The sequence below is a fragment of the Nocardioides sp. genome (assembly GCF_025965415.1).
Taxonomy (GTDB): domain Bacteria; phylum Actinomycetota; class Actinomycetes; order Propionibacteriales; family Nocardioidaceae; genus Nocardioides.
On record NZ_JAOPWY010000017.1, the window covers coordinates 35,819 to 56,599 of the forward strand.

Consider the following 20,781-nt stretch of genomic DNA (forward strand, 5'->3'; position numbering starts at 1 on the left):
CGTCAGTGAGCGGTGAACTCGGCATCGATGACGTCGTCGTCATCGCTGCCGGACACGTCGTCGGAGGCGCCGGCAGACCCGGCCGGCGATGTGTCACCGGCCCGGGTGGCGGTGCTCAGCACCTGGGCCATCTGGTGGAGCTCGCCGGTCAGGGCGCGGAGGCGGTCGACGTCCTCGTCGCCCTCGACGGCCTGCCGGGCCTCCTCCACCAGCATCTCGGCGCGGGCGCGGTCGTGCTCGGGCACCGACGTGCCGGCCTCCTCGAGGGCCTTGCTCACCTGGTAGGCCACGGAGTCGAGCTCGTTGCGGGCGTCGACGCGTTCGCGCAGGGCGGCGTCCTCACCGCGGTGGGTCTCGGCGTCCTTGATCATCCGGTCCACCTCCTCCTTGCTGAGCGTGGAGGTCTCGCTGATGGTCACTTCCTGCTCGGCGCCGGTGTCCTTGTCGCGCGCCGAGACGTGCAGGATGCCGTTGGCGTCGATGTCGAAGGTGACCTCGACCTGGGGCACCCCGCGAGGCGCGGGACGGATGTTCTCCAGCCTGAACCGGGCCAGCACACGGTTGTCGGCCGCTCTCTCCCGCTCACCCTGGAGGACGACGACGTCGACGGCGGACTGGTTGTCCTCCGCGGTGCTGAAGATCTCGGTCCGCCGCGCCGGGATGGTGGTGTTGCGCTCGATGACCTTGGTCATCACCCCGCCCATCGTCTCGAGCCCCAGCGACAGGGGCGTGACATCGAGGAGCAGCACGTCCTTGACATCGCCCTTGATGATCGCTGCTTGGACGGCGGCGCCGATGGCGACGACCTCGTCCGGGTTGACGGTCATGTTGGGGTCCTTGCCACCGGTCAGGCGGCGGACCAATGCCTGCACGGCCGGGATCCGTGTCGAGCCTCCCACCAGGATGACCTCGTCGATGTCGTCTGCGGTCACCTTCGCATCCTCCATCGCCTGCTTGACCGGGCCGAGGCAGCGCTCGACGAGGTCGGCGGTGAGCTGCTCGAACGTCGACCTCATCAGGTTGACGTTGAGGTGCCTGGGCCCCGAGGCATCAGCGGTGACGAAGGGGAGGTTCACGGCCGTCTGGGTGACCGCCGAGAGCTCCACCTTGGCCTTCTCGGCAGCCTCGAACAGACGCTGCAGTGCCTGCGCGTCGTCACGAAGATCGATCCCGTTGGACTTCTTGAACTCGTCGGCCAGGTAGTCGACGATCCGCCGGTCGAAGTCGTCGCCGCCGAGATGCGTGTCCCCGGCCGTCGATCGGACCTCGACGACGCCCTCTCCGACGGTCAGGATGCTCACGTCGAACGTGCCCCCGCCGAGGTCGAAGACCAGCACGGTCTCGTTCTCCAGCTTGTCCATCCCGTAGGCCAGGGCAGCAGCGGTCGGCTCGTTGATGATCCGCAGGACCTCGAGCCCGGCGATCGTGCCGGCGTCCTTCGTGGCCTGTCGCTGCGCGTCGTTGAAGTGTGCCGGAACGGTGATGACGGCCTCGGTGACCCGCTCGCCGAGGAACTTCCCGGCGTCGTCGACAAGCTTGCGAAGTACCTGTGCCGAGATCTCCTCCGGCGCGTAGAGCTTGCCGTTGACCTGGAAGCGCGCCGCGCCATCGGGGCCGGCGACCACGTCGAACGAGACCGCGGTCAGCTCGCTGCTGACCTCGTCGTACTTGTGGCCGATGAACCGTTTCGCGGAATAGATCGTCCCCTTCGGGTTCAAGATCGCCTGCCGTCGGGCCATCTGGCCGACGAGTCGCTCACCGTTCTCCAGGAAGGCGACCACGGACGGCGTGGTCCGGTTGCCCTCCGCGTTGGGGATGACCTGCGGCTGACCGCCTTCCATCGCCGCGATCACCGAGTTGGTCGTACCGAGGTCGATACCCACTGCCCTGCCCATGACTACCCCATCTCGCCGGAAGCACTGTCCAGCTCGATGCTTCTCCGAGGGCACGTCACCTGCATCCCGTGAACAGGTACACCTGGCGGACCGATCACCCGGCACGCGCCATGCGGCGCGGAGCCGGGCACGTGTCCCTCCCATGTCTCAGGACCGCAGCTCGCCAGCATCCCGTGAACATGAGTTGTCGACGGTCCGGATCGGCTAGGGGTGAGCCTCGGCGCGGTGGTGCTGCAGGGCCAGCACGGTCAGCTCGACCCGCGAGTGGATGTCGAGCTTGAGGTAGATGTGCTTGAGGTGGGCGTCGACCGTGTGGTGGGAGACGACCAGCTCCTCGGCGATCCTGCGGTTGGTCATCCCCCGGAACACGCGGGAGGCGACCCGCAGCTCGGCGTCGGTGAGCGACGCCCATGCACGTTCCAGCCCGCCCTCGGCGTCGGCACCTGCCTTGACCAGGGGATACCGGGTGGCGGCGGCGGCCTCGGCAGCCAGCAGGTACTCCCCTGGGGCCACGTAGTGGGGGTTGTCGATCACCGTGCGGTCCAGCAGGACCTTCGGGTGGGTGCGGAGCACCTCGACGAGCATGTCGGCCCCGAACTTCTTCAGGTCGTAGAGACACATGAGGATGGCGGGGACCTCATCCACGAGGTGGTTGAGCGCCGACTCGTAGAGGAACAGGTCGTCGCAGCCCGGCGCGCCCGGCATCACCCACGACATCTCGCCGGCGGCCCGGACCAGGTCGAAGTCGTCGGCAATCGCCGCGTCCACGCTCGCGGAGAGGAAGCTCATCATGTCGTCGATGCTGAACTCGCCCGAGCGGAGGTAGGCGTCCGACGCCCGTTCCACGTCGAGCTGTGCCGATCGCCGCGAGTACGCCGGTCCGGGCTGCCCCAGGGCCCGGTCCCGGACCAGGGCCGGCTCGAGGTCGTCGATCAGGCACAAGCACTTGTCGCCGTTGCGCAACCCCTCGTCGAGGAAGGGGAACAGCAGCCGGTCGCGCTCGGCCGGCCCGGAGTAGAGGGCGCAGAAGTGTGTCCCTGGGCTGACAGCACCGACGCCGGGGATGCCCAAGCTCAGACCATTCATGGAGCCCACCGTCCACCGGTATCCAAGACCGGGATCGAGGTTCGCAACCTGCGTTCGACACTACCGCATCCGGGACCGGTTGCCCCTCCCCCGGACTGCCCGACTGGCAGAAGGTGGATAGACCGGCAGGCGCACGAGGTCGAGCGCGTGGCGAGGCACTCGGAACAAGGGGCCTAGCATGGCTCGTGACGACGGGAGGGCCGCCGGTGATCACCACGGTGAGCACGGTGAAGGACGACCTCCCGCGCCTCGAGCGATGGATCGATCGCAACACGGCCGCGGGCGTCGATCGGATGGTGGTCTTCCTCGACGACCGGGACGATGCCCGGACGGCCCAGCTGCTCGACGCCCGACCCGGCGTGATCGCCGTCGACGCCGGCTCGTGGTGGGGTGACGAGCAACCGGCGAGACTGAATGCCCGCCAGCGCACCAACGCCAACGCCGCGCTGCGTGTGGTGCGCGAGAACGACCCACGAGGATGGATGTTCCACATCGACGGGGACGAGGTCCTCCATCTCGACAAGGACCGCCTGCTGGCGCTTCCCGAGGACACCGACGCCGTGCGACTCGCGCCGCTGGAGGCCCTGTCCCAGTGGGAATGGCCGAACGACGAGGTGACGGTCTTCAAGCGCCTCCTCACCGCCGAGGAGCTGGACCTGCTCCACCTCCTGGGGATGCTCGAGCGTCCCGACAACGACGCCTACTTCCGCGGCCACACCTCTGGCAAGGCTGGGCTGCGCGTCTCGTCCGAGGCGTGGTTGGAGATCCACCGAGTGGTGGACGACAGCAGGGCACCCGTCCCCGCTCACCGCGCGTCCTGGCTGCAGGTCCTGCACTACGAGTCCCACACCCTCGAGGAGTTCGTCCGCAAGTGGACCAACCACACGACGTCCGGTCACCGCCTGGTGGCCCGGCCCGAGCGGCGCCGCCTGGCATCGGCGATGACGGCGGGGGGCTGGGGAGAGTGGGCGCCCGAGGTGGCGGACCAAGTGCGCCGCGACCTGTTCGCGGCCACCGCGCTCGACGACCGGGCGGGACTGGAGAGACTCGGCCTTCTGGTGTCCCCGGTCATGTCCCCCGTCATGGCGGTGGGACCGGCCGCGCCCGCGCCCGCCGATGCGCACCATGAGGGGATCAGGGAGGGACTTGCCGAGCTCGCGGGCGCGGACAAGTCGAGGTTCTCCCTCGACGCCCCGGACGCGCGGGAGCGAACGACCTCCGTCCAGCAGTAACCTCACAGCCGTGACAGTCTCGCGACGACGATCCGGCGAGCGGACCGTCGGGTCAGGAGCTCCCAGGATGTTCACCCGAGTGGCGATCGTGAATCGTGGTGAGGCCGCGATGCGACTGATCCACGCCGTCCGCGACCTGAACGCGCAGGGCGACGGGGAGCCGATCCGTGCGATCGCGCTCCACACCGACGAGGAGCGTACGGCGATGTTCGCGCGGGAGGCCGACGAGGCCTACTCGCTGGGTCCCGCCTCGGCGCGCCCCTACATCGACCTCGCCGTCCTGGAGCGCGTGCTGGTCGAGTGCGCAGCGGACGCGGTCTGGGTGGGCTGGGGATTCGTCGCGGAGGACCCCGCGTTCGCGGACCTGTGCGAGCGGATCGGCGTGACCTTCATCGGTCCGAGCGCCGAGGCGATGCGCAGGCTCGGCGACAAGATCGGTTCCAAGCTCCTCGCGGAAGAGGTCGGCGTACCGGTCGCGCCGTGGAGCGGAGGTGCGGTCGACACTCTCGAGGACGCGCTGGCCGCGGCCGAGCGGATCGGCTACCCGCTCATGCTCAAGGCGACCGCCGGCGGAGGTGGCCGGGGCATCCGCCGGGTCGACACGGGCGCCGAGCTCGAGGACGCCTACCAGCGCACGCGCGACGAGGCGGAGCGCGCCTTCGGCAGCGGCGTGGTCTTCCTCGAGCGCCTCGTGACCGGGGCACGGCACGTCGAGGTCCAGCTGATCGCCGACAGCCACGGCACCGCGTGGGCGGTCGGTGTGCGCGACTGCACGGTGCAACGGCGCAACCAGAAGGTGATCGAGGAGTCGGCCTCTCCCCTGCTCGACGCCAGCCAGACCGACGAGGTCAAGGCGTCCGCGGAGCGGCTCGCCCTCGCCGTCGGCTACGTCGGCGCCGGGACGGTCGAGTTCCTCTACCACCCCGGCGAGCGGTCGTTCGCCTTCCTCGAGGTCAACACCCGCCTGCAGGTGGAGCACCCGATCACCGAGGCGACGACGGACCTCGACCTGGTCAAGGCCCAGCTGCACGTGGCGGCAGGCGGCCACCTCGAGGGCTCGAAGCCCGTGGAGCGCGGGCACGCCGTCGAGGCGCGGCTCAACGCCGAGGACCCGGATCGCGACTTCGCCCCGTCCCCCGGTCGGATCGCACTGCTCGACCTGCCCTCGGGACCCGGCATCCGCGTGGACACCGGCGTCGGCGAGGGCGACACCATCCCGGCCGACTTCGACTCGATGATCGCCAAGATCATCGCCTACGGCCGCACCCGCGACGAGGCGCTCGCACGACTGCGCCGGGCGATGGCGGAGACCACCGTGGTGATCGAGGGCGGGGCCACCAACAAGGGCTTCATCCTCGACCTCCTGGACCAGTCCGAGGTCGTCGACGGCGAGGCCGGCTGGGCCGACACCAGCTGGATCGACCGGGTCCGCGCCGAGGGTCGGCTCGTCGTGCACGAGCACTCCGGCATCGCCGTGGTCGCTGCGGGCATCGAGGCGTACGAGGACGAGGCCCAGGTCGAGGTCACCCGGTTGCTCGAGAGCGCCCGCGGCGGCCGCCCGCAGGTGCAGCACAAGGTCGGCCGGGCGGTCGACTTCAAGCTGCGCGGGGTCGCGCACAAGGTCACCGTGATCCAGATCGGTCCGCAGCGGTTCCGCGTGGGCGTGGAGTCCGGCGGCGTCGAGCAGGTCGTGGTGGCGGACATCGAGCGGCTCGACGAGTTCCGCAGCCGGATGACCGTCGGCGACCAGCGCTACCGCCTGGTCACCGCGATGCACGGTCCCGTCTACACGGTCGAGGTCGACGGCGTGACCCACCGGGTCAGCCGCGACGAGGGCGGCGTGCTCCGCTCACCGGCCCCCGCGCTGGTCGTCGCGTCCCCCGTCGTGGTCGGCGACGTGGTCGCGGCCGGCGCTCCCGTCCTGGTCCTCGAGTCGATGAAGATGGAGACGGTGCTGCGAGCGCCGTTCGCGGCACGCGTGCGCGAGCTTCTCGTGCTGACCGGGAGCCAGGTCGAGACCGGTGCCCGGCTGGTGCGTCTCGAGCCCGTCGAGGAGGACGCCCCGGAGGAGGTGGCTCCCGACGAGGCCGGACCGGCGCTCGGCCTGCCGCCCGCGGTGCCGCCCGCGTCCGCGCGTGAGCGCGCTGCGCGGAGCCGCGCCGACGTCGCCGCGATGGTGATGGGGTACGACGTCGATGCGAGCGAGGAGGGCGACGTGGTCGCCGGCTACCTCGCGGCCCGCGACGAGCTGGTGGCGGCCGGCGTCGACGTGGTGGTCGACGAGATCGACCTCCTCGGCCTGTTCGCCGACCTCGCCGAGCTCAGCCGCAACCGCCCCGTCGGGGAGGACCTCCACACCGAGCTGCGCGTGCACAGCTCGCGGGAGCACTTCCACACCTTCCTGCAGAGCCTCGACGTGGACCGTGGCGGACTCCCCGAGCAGTTCCGTGACCGCCTGACCAAGGTGCTCGGCCACTACGGCGTGACCGACCTGGACCGCACCCCGCAGCTGGAGGAGGCGGTGTTCCGCATCTTCCTGGCGCAGCAGCGCCCCGTCCCCGAGGTCCGCCTCGCCACCGAGCTGCTCCAGCGCTGGATCGTCGAGGCCCCGCCGGCCGAGGACCTCGCCGTCGCGGCACGCGACCTGCTCGAGCGGCTCGTCAGGTCCACCCAGCTCCGCTTCCCGGTGGTCGGCGACCTGGCCCGCAGCACGCGCTTCCGCTGGTTCGACCAGCCGCTGGTCGACGAGGAGCGTTCGAGCGTGCTCGCGGGCGTCCGCGACGAGGTCGCGGCCCTGGCGGCGGACCCCGGCGCTCCCGACCGCACCGTCCGGCTGGAGGCGCTGGCCGCGATCCCGGAGCAGGTCGTGCGCTTCCTCGCGGAGCGGCTCGAGGACGGCGTGCCCGAGCAGGAGCCCCTGCTCGAGGTGCTGGTGCGCCGGCACTACCGCGAGCACGAGCTGCACGACCTGCGGTCCATCGTGCTCGGGGGGCGGACGTTCGCGGTGGCCGACTACGTCCTCGACGACCGCCCCACCCGGGTGGTCTCCACGGAGGGCATCCTCGCCGAGCTCAGCGACCCGGGCAGCGGCCTCGTCGCGGCCCTCGGCGACCAGGTCTCCGCCCGGCCGGCCGGTCACGAGGTGGTGATCGACCTCTACCTGCACTGGCCCCAGGCCCCGGAGGCGCCGGAGCAGGCCAGCGCGGAGCTCGCCCGCATCGTTGCGACCCTGCCGTTCGCCCACGACGTACGCCGGATCGCGGTGGCGGTCTGCCCCGGCGGCGGCACGCCGGTCACCTACTACACCTTCCGGCCGGTCGCGGGCGGCGGGATCGTCGAGGACGACCTCGTCCGCGGCGTGCACCCGATGGTCGGCCGCCGCCTCGATCTCTGGCGGTTGCGTGACTTCCACGTCACCCGGATCGAGGCGCCCGAGGACGTCCTGCTCTACGAGTGCGTCGCCCGTGAGAACCCCGCCGACCGCCGGCTGGTGGCCCTGGCGCAGGTCCGCCAGCTCGCCGTCGTACGCGACGAGAGCGGCAGGGTCACCGGCCTGCCCCACGCGGAGCGGGCCGTGGAGAACTGCCTGGAGGCGATCCGTCGCGTGCGGACGTCGCGCGGCGCGGCAGGGAGCAAGCTCGACACCAACCACGTGTGGGTGCAGGTGTGGCCGGTGGTCGAGGCCGACATCGAGCAGCTCACCACACTGCAGAGCAAGATCACCCCGCTCACCGACGGCGCCGGCATCGAGGAGGTGCTCGCGCAGGGCCGGGTGATCGGCCCCGACGGCACCCCCTTCCCCATCGCGCTGCGGTTCCACGCCCGACCCGGCGCCGGGGTCACGGCGTCCGTCGAGGGCCCCCCGACCGAGCGGCTCAAGCCCCTCGACGACTATGCGTCCAACGTCGCCCGGGCCCGTCGCCGTGGCCTGGTCTACCCCTACGAGCTCGAGGGGGTGCTCGCCGGCCCGGACGGGAGCCTCGTCGAGCACGACCTCGACGAGACCGGCGCCCTGGTGCCGGTCGACCGCGGACCCGGCCAGAACGTGGCCGGGATCCTGGTCGCCGTCGTGACCACCCCGACCCCGCTCCACCCCGAGGGCGTCACCCGGGTCGTGCTCTGCGGCGACCCGACCAAGGCGCTCGGCGCGGTGTCGGAGCCGGAGTGCTCGCGCATCATCGCCGCCATCGACCTCGCCGAGCGGATGCAGGTGCCGGTGGAGTGGTACGCGCTCTCCGCGGGCGCCCGGATCTCGATGGACTCCGGCACGGAGAACATGGACTGGGTCGCGGCCGCTCTCAAGCGGATCGTCGAGTTCACCCAGGCCGGCGGTGAGATCAACGTGGTGGTCGCAGGCATCAACGTCGGCGCGCAGCCCTACTGGAACGCCGAGGCGACGATGCTCATGCACACCAAGGGCATCCTGGTGATGACACCGGACAGCGCGATGGTGCTGACCGGCAAGCAGTCGCTCGACTTCTCCGGCGGCGTGTCCGCGGAGGACAACTTCGGCATCGGTGGCTACGACCGCGTGATGGGCCCGAACGGGCAGGCGCAGTACTGGGCCCCCGACCTCGCCGGCGCCTTCAACGTGCTGATGGCACACTACGACCACACCTACGTCGTGCCCGGTGAGACCCATCCGCGGCGGGCGAGCACCACCGACCCCGCGGACCGCGACGTCTCGTCGTACCCGCACGTCTCGGCCGACAGCGACTTCACCACCGTCGGCGAGATCTTCTCCGCGGCCACCAACCCGGAGCGCAAGAAGGCCTTCGACATCCGCACCGTGATGCGCGCGCTCGCCGACCAGGACCACCCGGTGCTCGAGCGCTGGGCGGGCATGGCCGACGCGGACACCGCCGTGGTCCAGGACGCCCACCTCGGCGGCTATCCCGTCTGCCTGCTCGGGATCGAGTCGCGACCGGTCCCCCGCCGCGGCTTCCCGCCCACCGACGGACCGGACATCTACACCGCCGGCACGCTGTTCCCGAAGTCGTCGAAGAAAGCGGCCCGCGCGATCAACGCGGCGAGCGGCAACCGTCCCCTCGTCGTCCTCGCGAACCTCTCCGGCTTCGACGGCTCGCCGGACTCGATGCGCAACCTCCAGCTGGAGTACGGCGCCGAGATCGGCCGTGCGATCGTCAACTTCGACGGACCGATCGTCTTCTGCGTCATCTCGCGCTACCACGGCGGCGCGTTCGTGGTGTTCTCCAAGGCTCTCAACCCCCGCATGACCGTGCTGGCCCTCGAGGGGTCGTTCGCGTCGGTGATCGGCGGTGCCCCGGCTGCGGCGGTCGTGTTCGCCGGCGAGGTCGAGAAGCGCACGTCGGCCGACCCCCGCGTCCGCGACGTCGAGGCCAGGATCGCCGACGCCACGGGACCGGACCGGAGCCGGATGGTCGTCGAGCTGGCCGACCTGAAGGCCGCGGTGCGCCCCGAGAAGATCGGTGAGGTCGCCGCCGAGTTCGACGGCGTCCACGACGTCCACCGGGCCGTCCGGGTGGGTTCGGTGGACGAGGTCGTCGCGGTCCAGCGGCTGCGGCCGAGGGTGATCGAGGCGATCGAGGAGGGACTCGGCAGCTGACGGCGTCAGCCGAGGTCCACGTCCAGTCGCTCCGCCAGCTCGGCAGGCGTGATGCCGAAGGTCTCGACCACGCGTACGCCCTGCGGACCCACGTCGAACGTCGCCACGTCGGTGTAGACGCGGCTCACGCACCCGACGCCGGTGAGCGGGTAGGTGCACGAGGGCACGAGCTTGGGCGTGCCGTCCTTGGCGAACAGCGTCATCATCACGAAGACCTGCTTGGCGCCGATGGCGAGGTCCATCGCGCCACCGACGGCGGGGATCGCGTCGGGTGCGCCGGTGTGCCAGTTGGCCAGGTCGCCGTGCTCGGAGACCTGGAACGCGCCCAGGACGCAGACGTCGAGGTGGCCGCCGCGCATCATGGCGAAGGAGTCGGCGTGGTGGAAGTACGACGCCCCGGGAAGCTCGGTGACCGGGACCTTGCCGGCGTTGGTCAGGTCGGCGTCGACCTCGTCGCCGACCGCCGCCGGGCCCATGCCGAGCATGCCGTTCTCGGTGTGCAGGACGACGCCGGAGTCGTCGCCCAGGTGGTCGGCGACGAGGGTGGGCTGTCCGATGCCGAGGTTGACGAACGAACCGGGCGCGATGTCGCGGGCGATGGCGGCCGCGATCTCGTCCTTGCTGCGGGGAGTGCTGCGGGGAGTGCTGCGGGAGGCGCTGCTCATGCGACCACGATCCTGTCCACGTAGATGCCGGGGGTGACGACCACCTCGGGGTCGATCTCGCCCACGTCCACGACCTCGCGCACCTGGGCCACGACCGTGGTCGCGGCAGTGGCCATGACAGGCCCGAAGTTGCGTGCGGTCTTGCGGTAGACGAGGTTGCCGGCGCGGTCGGCGCGGTGGGCGCCGATGAGGGCGACGTCACCCTTGATCGGCATCTCGAGCACGTAGGTCCTGCCGTCGATCTCGCGCGTCTCCTTGCCCTCGGCCAGGGGCGTGCCGACGCCGGTCGGGCAGAAGAACGCGCCGATCCCCGCGCCGGCCGCGCGCATCCGCTCGGCCAGGTTGCCCTGCGGCACGACCTCGAGCTCGATCTCCCCGGCACGGTAGAGCCCGTCGAAGACCCACGAGTCGGACTGCCGGGGGAAGGAGCAGACCACCTTGCGGACCCTCCCGGCGGCGAGGAGCGCCGCGAGACCGGTGTCGCCATTACCCGCGTTGTTGGACACGACGGTCAGGTCCGTGGCGCCCTGCTCGATCAGCGCATCGATGAGGGCCACCGGCATCCCGGCCATGCCGAAGCCGCCGATGAGCACGGTGCTGCCGTCGGCGATCCCGGCCACGGCGTCGGCCGTGTCCTCGCAGACCTGGGTCATGAATCGTTCTCCAGCACCACCGCGAGCCCCTGGCCGACGCCGATGCAGATCGCGGCGACGCCCCAGCGCTCGCCGCTCTGCTGGAGTCGGTGGGCCAGCGTGCCGAGGACCCGGGTGCCGCTGGCGCCCAGGGGGTGCCCGATGGCGATCGCGCCGCCCTTCGTGTTCACGATCTCCGGGTCGATCCTCCATGCGTCGACGCAGGCGAGCGACTGGACGGCGAAGGCCTCGTTGAGCTCCACCGCGCCCACGTCGCTCCACGTGATCCCGGCGCGCGCCAGCGCCTTGTTCGCCGCCTCGACCGGGGCGAAGCCGAAGTCCTGCGGGTCGAGCGCGTGGATGCCGCGGCCGGCCACCCTCGCCAGGGGAGCGACGCCGAACCCGGCGTCCTCGGCGCCCAGCAGCACCGCCGAGGCACCGTCGTTCAGCGGCGAGGCGTTGGCCGCGGTGATGGTGCCGTCCTTGCGGAACGACGGCTTCAGGCCGCTGAGCCTCTCGGCGCTCGAGCCGGGGCGGATGCCCTCGTCGCGAGCGAGGTCGGCGCCCGGCACGGCGACGACCAGGTCGTCGTAGAACCCGGATTCCCAGGCGGCGTCGGCGAGGAGGTGCGAGCGGGCCGCGAACTCGTCCTGGCGCTCGCGCGAGATCGCGAAGCGGTCGGCGAGCATCTCGTTGGCCTCGCCCAGCGACACGGTCCACTCCGCCGGCATCCGCTCGTTGACCAGCCGCCAGCCGAGCGTCGTCTACACCGCGGTCACGTTGCCGGCGGGAAAGGCGCGCGACGGCTTGGGCAGCACCCACGGGGCGCGGGTCATCGACTCGACGCCGCCGGCGACGACGACGTCGGCGTCGCCGGACTCGATGAGGCGCGAAGCCGTCATCGCCGCATCGAGGGAGGAGCCGCACAGCCGGTTGACCGTCGTGGCCGACACGGAGGTCGGGAGGCCCGCGAGCAGGACGGCCATCCTGCCGACGTTCCGGTTGTCCTCCCCCGCACCGTTGGCGTTGCCCCACACCACGTCGCCGATCCTGGCGGGATCGAGGTCGGGTGCCTGCGCGAGCACCCCTGTCAGGGCGGTTGCCGCGAGGTCGTCGGGGCGGACCTCGGCGAGGGCGCCGCCGAAGCGGCCGAAGGGAGTGCGGGCAGCGGCGTAGAGGAAGGCAGACGTGGTCACGGCTCGACCGTACGAGGACCGACTCATCTCGTCCAACACGTGGTTCCGACTGATTGATCTGGGTGTGCGATAAATTGCCGTCATGGAGCTGCGGACCCTGCGCTACTTCCTCGCCGTCGCCGACGAGCTCCACTTCGGCCGAGCGGCCGCCCGGCTGCACGTGGCGCAGTCCGCCCTCTCGGCGCAGGTCAAGCAGCTGGAGAACGAGGTCGGACTCGTGCTGCTCGACCGCTCCACCCGCCACGTGGAGCTCTCCGAGGCCGGGCGCCGCTTCCGCGAGCACGCGCTCCGCATCACGGGCGCAGCCAGCAACGCCGAGGCCGACATGCGCGCGCTGGCGCAGGGCCTCACCGGGCGGGTCTCGGTCGGCTTCGTCGGCACGGCGACGTACGACGTCCTCCCCCAGGTCGCGCGACGCGTCCACGACGAGCTGCCCGACGTCGAGCTGGTCCTGCGGGGCGAGCTCCTCAGCCCCGAGCTGTACGCCGGGATCGAGTCGGGCACCTTCGACCTCGCCCTGTTACGCCCTGGAGCCGCCCGGGACGGCGTACGACTCCGCCCACTGCGGACCGAGCGCCTGGTCGCCGCTCTCCCCTCGCGACACCGGCTCGCGACCGGCGAGACCGTCGCCCTGGCGGACCTGGCGAGCGAGGCATTCGTCATCCACCCGTCGGGTGACCACTCGTCGATGCACGACCAGGTCCTGGCCGCGTGCGGCCGTGCGGGCTTCCGCCCCGCGCGCCTGGTCGAGGTCGGCGAGACCGCCACGCTCGTGGTCTTCGTCGCGGCCGGCCTCGGAGTGGCCCTGGTGCCGGAGCCGGTCCGGAGCCTTGCCGTCGCAGGGGCGACCTACGTCCAGCTCGCCGATCCGGAGACGGTCGACCTGGCCCTCGCCTCACGCACCGGGGAACCCTCCGCCGCTGCGGCGCGGGTCGCCCGGATCATCGGGGAGACCGTGCGCGACTGATGCCCCGGACGGTGCGGCGATCGGACCGCCCGGCCGTTCCACCCGATGGGCTGTTGTCCTTGCTCGACACACGGACGACGATCGACCAGGAGACAGAGGCCGCCGACCACGTGGGGCGCGAGCCCACGAGCAACACGGAGCGGAGGTCGGGCGTGCTGGGTGGCGTCCGCAGACCCGTCGCCGCACGTGAGCGCAGTCGAGTCGTGCGCTGGTGGCGCCTGTGGCGCACGCGCCGCCCGCGCACCTTCAACGACAAGGTCCGCTACAAGATGTTGCGTGACCACCGGCCGCTGATGGTGACGTTCGCCGACAAGCTGGCCGTGCGTGAGCACGTCGCGGCGCTGGCAGGGCCGGACGCCCTTCCGCGCCTCCTGCACGTCCTCGACCAGCCCAGGGACCTGGTGGACGCCGCATTGCCGCCGGACTACGTGCTGAAGCCCACCCACGGCAGTGGGGTCGCCGTCATCGTCTCGGCGCAGGCAGAAGTGGTCTCCCGACTGCCGGACGTGCGGCATGCCTGGGGCTACCACCACGTGCGGCCGGAGATGGCCCCGGTCGAGCACCTCGTGGCCCTGGGCGAGTCCTGGCTGTCCCAGCTCTACGGCCAGGGCCCGAACCGCGAGTGGGCCTACGGGCACGTGCCCCGGCGACTCCTCGTCGAAGAGCTGCTGACCGACGCCGGCGGCCGCATCCCGGACGACTACAAGTTCTTCGTCTTCCACGGCACGTGCCGCTACGTCCAGGTCGACCGGGGACGCTTCGACCGCAGGACGCAGGACTTCTACACACGTACCTGGGAGCACCTGGCGCTCAGCGGGGGCAATCCGTGGGCAGTCCCGGAGATCCCCGAGCCGGTGCGACTCCAGGGGATGCTCGACCTGGCCGAGCAGCTCGCGGAGGGCACCGACTTCGTCCGGGTGGACCTCTACGACCTGCCCCGGGGCATCGTCTTCGGAGAGCTGTCGAGCTTCCCCGCCGGCGGCGACAGTCCCTTCGAGCCGGAGTCGTTCAACCTGGAGTTCGGTGGCCACTGGACTCCTCCACGGCGCTATCGCTGACCGTCGGGCGCCGCGCTCCCCGACCCCACCACCCGCTCGGGTGGAGAGGCGATTCAAGAGGCCCGATCGGGGTACCTCGACGCATGACGACTGCGCAGCGCCCCAAGGCCACGGCCAGGTCCGAGCCCCTCACCGTGGCGTCGGTGCCCTCTGGACACGTCTACGTACGCCATCTCGATCCGCTGAGCGGCACCCACGTGGTCCGCCTTCCCGACCCGGATCCGGGCCATCCCGATCGTCCGGCGGGAGCCACGTGGTGGCCCCCGGTGATGCTTGACCCCGAGTGGGCGCGGCACGCCGACCTCGACGTGTTCCACCTGCACTTCGGCTTCGACGCCTGCACGCCCGAGGGCCTCGACAAGCTGACCCGGGTGCTGCGGGGACGCGACAAGCCGTTCGTGTTCACCGTCCACGACCTGCGCAACCCCCACCACGAGGACCGGCGGCTCCACGACGACCAGCTCGACGTGCTCGTCCCGGCAGCCGACGCGGTGCTCACCCTGACGCCCGGCGCTGCGAGCGAGATCCGCCGACGATGGAACCGTGAGGCAGTGGTCGTCCCGCACCCGCACGTCGTGGACCTGCCGATCCTGACCAGGGCGCTGGAGGTGCGGCCGCGGTGGCGCAATCGTCCCTTCCGGGTCGGCCTGCACCTCAAGAGCCTGCGCGCCAACATGGACCCGATGCGGATCCTCCCGACGCTCGTGGAGACCGTGGGCGGGCTGGACGACGCTGTCCTCCAGGTGAACTGCCACCGGGACATCCTCGAGGCAGACGGAGCGCGCCACGACGTCGAGCTGTCCGCCTGGCTGCGCCGTGAGGCGGCCGCACGCCGCCTCGAGCTCCACGTGCACGACTACTACTCCGACGACGACCTGTGGGCCTACCTCGCGTCGCTCGACCTCTCCGTGCTGCCCTACACGTTCGGCACACACTCGGGATGGCTCGAGGCCTGCCGGGATCTCCAGACCACCGTGCTCGCGCCCAGCTGCGGCTACTACGCCGAGCAGGGACCGATCCTCACCTACACCAACGACGGGGACGCGTTCGACGCCGACTCGCTCCGCGCCGCCGTCGTGCGCGCCCACGCCGAGCGTCCTCGGTGGGGGGCGAGCCTCGACGAGCGCACCGCGCAGCGGCGCGAGGTGGCGCGGGTCCACGAACGGCTCTACCGGGATCTGAGCAGATGACGGCCCTGCTCACTGCTCGCCCGACGAGGGAGTCCCTGCGGATCTGCCTGCTCGCCAACAGCCGCTTCCCGATCGCCGAGCCGTTCACCGGGGGGCTGGAGTCGATGACGTGGCACCTCGCGCGCGAGCTCATGCGCCGCGGCCACGAGGTCGCCGTCTTCGCCGCCCGCGGGTCGGACCCGGCACTCGGGGTGGTCGAGCTCGAGGTGGACGCCCTCCACGAGCACCCCGGTCGACACGACGTCGACGCGCCGCCGTACGTCGAGGTGGCCGAGCACCACGCCTACCTCTCGGTCATGCTCGAGCTGTCGGGACGTGCCGGGCGGGGCTACGACGTCGTGCACAACAACAGCCTCCACTACCTGCCGGTCGCGATGGCCAGGTCGTTGCCCATGCCGCTGCTGACCACCTTGCACACTCCACCGCTGTGGTGGCTGGAGTCGGCCGTGCGGCTCGACGGTGGCGCCAGCTCCTTCGCCGCCGTGTCCCGCTTCACCGCGCAGTCGTGGTCGTCGATCGCCGAGAGCGTGTGCGTGCCCAACGGCATCGACGTAGCCGGGTGGCCCGCCGGCCCCGGCGGCCATGCCGCGGTGTGGTCCGGTCGCCTGGTCGCGGAGAAGGCCCCGCACCACGCCGTCCACGCCGCGCGGCGCGCCGGTGTCCCGATCGTGCTCGCGGGTCCTGTCCTGGACGTCGACTACTTCCGCGCCGAGATCGAGCCGCTGCTGGGCAGCGACGCGACCTACGCCGGGCACCTGCAGCAGGCCGACCTCGCCACGCTGGTCGGTGCGTCGGCCGTCGCGGTGGTGACCCCCGCGTGGGACGAGCCGTACGGACTGGTGGCCGCCGAGGCGCTGTCCTGCGGCACGCCGGTGGCGGCGTACGCCCGGGGCGGGCTCCCCGAGGTGCTGACCCACGACACGGGCCGGCTGGCCGCCTCCGGTGACGTCGACGCACTCGCGAGGGCCATCGGAGAGGCCGTCGGCCTGGACCGGTCACGGTGCCGCGAGCGCGCCGTGGCCGACCTGTCCCTCGAGCGCATGGTCGACTCCTACGAGGGCCTCTACCGCCAGATGGTGCACAGCAGGTTGGCTGCGTGATCGGCTACTACGTCCACCACCAGGGCAGCGGCCACCTGCACCGGGCGATGACGGTCGCTCCCCATCTGCCGGGCCCGGTCACCGGCCTGTCGTCCCTGCCCCGGCCGCCCGCGTGGCCCGGCCCCTGGCTCCAGCTCGCGCGCGACGACGCCGCGCCCTCCTACGGCGAGGCCGACGTCACGGCCGGGGGCCGTCTGCACTGGGTGCCCCTGGGCGACGAGGGCCTGCGGGGACGGATGTCGGCCCTGGCCGGATGGATCGACCGCGAGTCGCCGAGCGCGCTCGTCGTCGACCAGTCGGTCGAGGTCTGCCTCCTCGCCCGCCTGCACGGCGTACCCGTCGTGGCCATGACCGCGCCGGGACGTCGTACCGATCCTCCTCACCTGCTCGGCTTCGGCGCCGCGTCGGCAGTCGTCGGGGCATGGCCGGACGGGTGGACCGACCGCCTGCTGCCGGGACTCGACCCCACTTCCTACGACGTCGATGCCGTCGGGGCCGTCGCGAGGTTCGCCAGCCCGTCCTCGCCGGTGCCGTCCCACCGTCGTCGTGCGCACGCGGTCCTCCTGGCGGGGACCGGCGGTGACGGGTTCACGGCCGACGCCGTCGCCCGCGCCCAGGACCAGAGCCCCGACTGGGACTGGACGATCCTGAGCCGGAGCCTGGGGTCCTGGCACGCCGATCCCGCGGCCGTGCTCGCGAGTGCCGACGTCGTGGTGCTCCACCCCGGCCAGAACTCCCTCGCCGAGGTGGCCGCCCTGCGTGTGCCCGCCATCGTGGTCCCGGCACCGCGGCCCTTCGACGAACAGCACGTCACCGCGGCCGCCCTGGTCGCGGGGTGGCCGGCCGTCATGGTCGAGTCGGTGCCCGACATCGGCTGGCTCGACCTGCTCCACGAGGCGATGCTCCTCGACGGTCAGCGCTGGGCGGACTGGTGCGACGGCGCGGCACCGGAGCGCATCGCCGAGGTCGTGACCCGCGTCGCCGGCGACGAGCAGGCCCCGTGACGACCGCGGTCGTGACGATCGCGCACGGTCGCCACGACCACCTGGCACGGCAGCGCGCCTCGCTCGCCCGGGCGGGCTCCAGCCTGGCCGACCACGTCGTCGTGGCCATGGACGACCCGCACCTGGCCGCCAGCGACTGGTGCGCGGCCTCGGTGTCGACCACCCCCCTCGGGCTCCCGCTCGCCGCCGCCCGCAACTGCGGCGCGCAGGTGGCCATCGACCGCGGCGCCACGACGCTGGTCTTCCTCGACGTCGACTGCCTGGCCGCCCCCGCCCTCGTCGGGGCGTACGCCGCAGCGGTCGCCGATGCGCCGACGACCGTCTGGTCCGGCCCCGTCACCTACCTCGACCCGCCTCCGTCCGGCGGCTACGACCTCGACGCGCTGAGCGCTCTCGACTCCCCGCACGCGGCGCGACCCGCCCCCGCGATCGGGGAGCGCCTCACCGGCGCCGACCCCGATCTCTTCTGGTCGCTCTCCTTCGCCTGCTCCGTCGAGGCCTGGCACCGCACCGGCGGGTTCCACGAGGCGTACGTCGGCTACGGCGGGGAGGACACCGACTTCGGCCGGGTCGTGCTCGACGTGGGACTGGACCTGGGCTGGGTGGGCGCAGCGCGCGCCTACCACCAGTGGCACCCGGTGTCGCGCCCTCCGGTCGAGCACGTCGTCGACATCGTCCGCAACGCGGAGATCTTCCGCGAGCGCTGGGGCACCACCCCGATGCTCGGCTGGCTCGAGGTGTTCGAGGAGCGCGGTCTGGTGCGCCGCGCCCGCCACGGTCGGTGGCTCACTTCCGTGGAGTGAGGGGCCGGCTGGGGCGGACCAGTGGCGCTGGAGGCTGAGGCAGCCGCGGCCCACAGATAGTGCGCCACGGCTGCCACAGCCCTGACCTCACCCGGTCACGGCGAACCGCTCCCAGGATCGGTGGGTGCCCAGCAGTGCCATGAGGTCGGCCTGCACGTCGCCGGGGCCGTCTCCGGTCACCACGCCAGCACCTGCGAGCCCCAGGTCGTCGACGACCGATCGCCCCTCGCCCATGGCCACGACGGGCTTGCAGTGGCGGAAGCACTCCTCGGCCATCAGGACGATCCGCGGGTCGGCGGTCGTCACCGGTGATCCGCCGGCCTTGCTGTCCCGGCTCGGCACCGCGTCCGGCGCAGGAGCGGTCGCGCCCGCGACGACGAGTGCGTCGAACTCGACGGACCGGGCCGTGGCGAAGGTCCGCTGCGCGACCAGTCCCTCCCCCAGCTCACCTCCCCGCGGAGCCACCAGCAGCGGGAGGACACCGGATGCGAGCAGGGACTCCCGCAGCTCGGCGACCGCCGCCAGGTCGCCGTCGGGGTCGACGACGACCCCGACGATGCGACCGTCGGCCGGCCACGTGCCGCCGACCTGTGACAGCGCCGGGCTGGGCTCCGGGTCGTCGTAGGCGACCGTCTGCTCCGGTGCGGGCAGGCCGAGTCCTTGCGCGACGGCGGCGCAGAGCTCCTCGTCGATGTTGGCCAGGGCGAGCAGTTGGCGCTCCTTGATCGCCTGCTCGTAGCACTTGCCCAGCTCGAAGCTGTAGGCCTGGACGATGTGCTCCTGCTCGACCGGAGACATGCTCTTCCAGAACAGGCGTGCCTGGCTGAAGTGATCGTCGTACGACGCGGGGTTCTCGCGGACCTTCGTGGCCTCCGGCACCGTGACCGGAACGTCGATGAAGGCCCCGTCCTCTGCTCCGGCGAAGAACGGGCATCCGCCATCGAGGGAGCTCGGGCTGTAGGGCGCGACCCCGCCGTGGACGGCCTGCTGGTGGAAGCCGTCGCGGTGGTTGTCGTTGACCGGCGCGTGCGGTCGGTTGATCGGGATCTGGTTGAAGTTCGGCCCGGCCAGGCGCGTGAGCTGGGTGTCGAGGTAGGAGAAGTTGCGCGCCATCAGCAGCGGGTCGTCGGTGCCGTCGATGCCCGGCACCAGGTGCCCGGTGTGGAAGGCCACCTGCTCGGTCTCGGCGAAGAAGTTCGTCGGGTTGCCGTTGAGGGTGAGTGTGCCGATCACCTGCACGGCAGCGAGCTCCTCCGGCACCAGTTTGGTGGAGTCGAGCAGGTCGATCCCCTCGAACATCTGGTCCGGGGTGTCCGGGAAGGTCTGGATGCCCAGGTCCCAGGCCGGGAACGCACCGGACTCGATGGCGTCGTAGAGGTCGCGGCGGTGGAAGTCCGGGTCCACGCCGCCGGCCAGCTGCGCCTCCTCCCAGGTGAGGGAGTGCACGCCGAGTCGGGGCTTCCAGTGGAACTTGCAGAGCGTGGTGGCGCCCTCTGCGTCGACCAGCCGGAAGGTGTGGACCCCGAAGCCCTCCATCGTGCGGTAGCTGCGAGGGATGCCCCGGTCGGACATGTTCCACAGGGTGTGGTGCTGAGCCTCGGTGTGCAGGGAGACGAAGTCCCAGAACGTGTCGTGTGCGCTCTGTGCCTGCGGGATCTCGCGGTCCGGATGCGGCTTCCCTGCGTGGATGACGTCGGGGAACTTGATGCCGTCCTGGATGAAGAAGACAGGGATGTTGTTGCCGACGAGATCCCAGTTGCCCTCACGGGTGTAGAACTTCGTGGCGAAGCCGCGGGTGTCGCGCACCGTGTCGGCCGACCCGCGCGAGCCCAGGACGGTGGAGAACCGGACGAACACCGGCGTCTCCTCCCCCTGCGCGAAGACCGCAGCCCGACTCACGCTCGACGCCGCACCGTTCGCAACGAAGGTGCCGTGCGCGCCGGCCCCGCGTGCGTGGACGACGCGCTCCGGGATGCGCTCGTGGTCGAAGTGCATGATCTTCTCGCGCAGGTGGTGGTCCGACAGCAGTGTCGGGCCACGTGGTCCGGCCTTGAGGGAGTGGTCGCTGTCGCCGATGCGGACACCCGTCGCGGTGGTGAGGTAGGCACCCTGCTGGGCACTCGCCGTCGGCGGGTCCGAGCTCGGCGCACCGGTCGGCGACAGCGGAGCGGGCTGCTGCTGGTCAGGCTTCGGCGGTGGCATCTCGCGGGGATCGGTCGGTTCCTCGAGGCTGGGCGGCTCGCTCCCGGGTGCCCCCGGGACGGGCTTCTCGGCGAGGGACACGGCGTCGGCGACCGCGTCGACGACCTCGCCAGCGGCCTTCTTGGCCGCGGCGACGGGCTTCTTGGGGCTCATGGTGATCCTTG

At 71.6% G+C, this 20,781-nt stretch carries 13 protein-coding genes and 1 pseudogene; 8 read left to right on the top strand and 6 right to left on the bottom strand.

Features of this window, described 5'->3' with window-relative positions; genetic code table 11:
• Positions 1-2 precede the first annotated feature (2 nt).
• Together dnaK and JWN97_RS01965 are read right to left on the bottom strand one after the other, a co-directional pair.
• Positions 3-1,895, bottom strand: coding sequence for a molecular chaperone DnaK (gene dnaK / locus JWN97_RS01960; protein WP_297617341.1), 1,893 nt, complete (start codon positions 1,893-1,895; stop codon positions 3-5).
• A gap of 204 nt (positions 1,896-2,099) precedes the next feature.
• Positions 2,100-2,981, bottom strand: a complete 882-nt coding sequence (locus JWN97_RS01965; protein WP_297617344.1) for an MEDS domain-containing protein — start codon at positions 2,979-2,981, stop codon at positions 2,100-2,102.
• A gap of 185 nt (positions 2,982-3,166) precedes the next feature.
• Here JWN97_RS01965 and JWN97_RS01970 point away from each other — a divergent pair, with 185 nt between their 5' ends.
• Both JWN97_RS01970 and JWN97_RS01975 read left to right on the top strand, forming a co-directional pair.
• Complete coding sequence (locus JWN97_RS01970; protein ID WP_297617347.1) at positions 3,167-4,213, top strand: glycosyltransferase family 2 protein; 1,047 nt, start codon at positions 3,167-3,169, stop codon at positions 4,211-4,213.
• Positions 4,214-4,280: 67 nt separating this feature from the next.
• Positions 4,281-9,800 carry a carboxyl transferase domain-containing protein gene (locus tag JWN97_RS01975; RefSeq protein ID WP_297617351.1) on the top strand — a complete coding sequence of 1,840 codons (5,520 nt, stop codon included), beginning with the start codon at positions 4,281-4,283 and terminating at the stop codon, positions 9,798-9,800.
• A 5-nt stretch (positions 9,801-9,805) separates the two neighbouring features.
• Here the strand turns inward: JWN97_RS01975 and JWN97_RS01980 are convergent, their stop codons facing one another.
• The 3 genes and pseudogenes from JWN97_RS01980 to JWN97_RS01990 form a co-directional block, all read right to left on the bottom strand.
• Complete coding sequence (locus JWN97_RS01980) at positions 9,806-10,465, bottom strand: 3-oxoacid CoA-transferase subunit B (protein ID WP_297617354.1); 660 nt, start codon at positions 10,463-10,465, stop codon at positions 9,806-9,808.
• On the bottom strand, positions 10,462-11,118 hold the full coding sequence (locus JWN97_RS01985) for a 3-oxoacid CoA-transferase subunit A (protein WP_297617357.1): 657 nt from the start codon (positions 11,116-11,118) through the stop codon (positions 10,462-10,464). The genes JWN97_RS01980 and JWN97_RS01985 overlap by 4 nt, the downstream gene beginning before the upstream one ends.
• A pseudogene (locus JWN97_RS01990) lies at positions 11,115-12,377 on the bottom strand (thiolase family protein). Before JWN97_RS01990 ends, JWN97_RS01985 begins: the two are co-directional and overlap by 4 nt.
• On the opposite strand from JWN97_RS01990, the gene JWN97_RS01995 reads away from it, so the two are divergent.
• From JWN97_RS01995 to JWN97_RS02020, 6 genes are all read left to right on the top strand, one after another.
• Positions 12,376-13,260 carry a LysR family transcriptional regulator gene (locus tag JWN97_RS01995; RefSeq protein WP_297617360.1) on the top strand — a complete coding sequence of 295 codons (885 nt, stop codon included), beginning with the start codon at positions 12,376-12,378 and terminating at the stop codon, positions 13,258-13,260. The pseudogene JWN97_RS01990 and the gene JWN97_RS01995 overlap by 2 nt on opposite strands.
• A 59-nt stretch (positions 13,261-13,319) precedes the next feature.
• Positions 13,320-14,318: an ATP-grasp fold amidoligase family protein gene (locus tag JWN97_RS02000; RefSeq protein ID WP_297617363.1), complete on the top strand. Its 999-nt coding sequence runs from the start codon at positions 13,320-13,322 to the stop codon at positions 14,316-14,318.
• 83 nt (positions 14,319-14,401) lie between these two features.
• A complete protein-coding gene (locus tag JWN97_RS02005; RefSeq protein WP_297617366.1) occupies positions 14,402-15,508 on the top strand; it encodes a glycosyltransferase family 1 protein in 1,107 nt (368 codons plus the stop codon).
• Positions 15,505-16,608 carry a glycosyltransferase gene (locus JWN97_RS02010; RefSeq protein WP_297617368.1) on the top strand — a complete coding sequence of 368 codons (1,104 nt, stop codon included), beginning with the start codon at positions 15,505-15,507 and terminating at the stop codon, positions 16,606-16,608. Before JWN97_RS02005 ends, JWN97_RS02010 begins: the two co-directional genes overlap by 4 nt.
• Positions 16,605-17,612, top strand: a complete 1,008-nt coding sequence (locus tag JWN97_RS02015; protein ID WP_297617371.1) for a glycosyltransferase — start codon at positions 16,605-16,607, stop codon at positions 17,610-17,612. The genes JWN97_RS02010 and JWN97_RS02015 overlap by 4 nt, the downstream gene beginning before the upstream one ends.
• Positions 17,609-18,415 carry a galactosyltransferase-related protein gene (locus tag JWN97_RS02020; protein ID WP_297617374.1) on the top strand — a complete coding sequence of 269 codons (807 nt, stop codon included), beginning with the start codon at positions 17,609-17,611 and terminating at the stop codon, positions 18,413-18,415. Before JWN97_RS02015 ends, JWN97_RS02020 begins: the two co-directional genes overlap by 4 nt.
• 87 nt (positions 18,416-18,502) lie before the next feature.
• Here the strand turns inward: JWN97_RS02020 and JWN97_RS02025 are convergent, their stop codons facing one another.
• Positions 18,503-20,770 carry a catalase gene (locus tag JWN97_RS02025; RefSeq protein WP_297617383.1) on the bottom strand — a complete coding sequence of 756 codons (2,268 nt, stop codon included), beginning with the start codon at positions 20,768-20,770 and terminating at the stop codon, positions 18,503-18,505.
• Between the last annotated feature and the right edge of the window lie 11 nt (positions 20,771-20,781).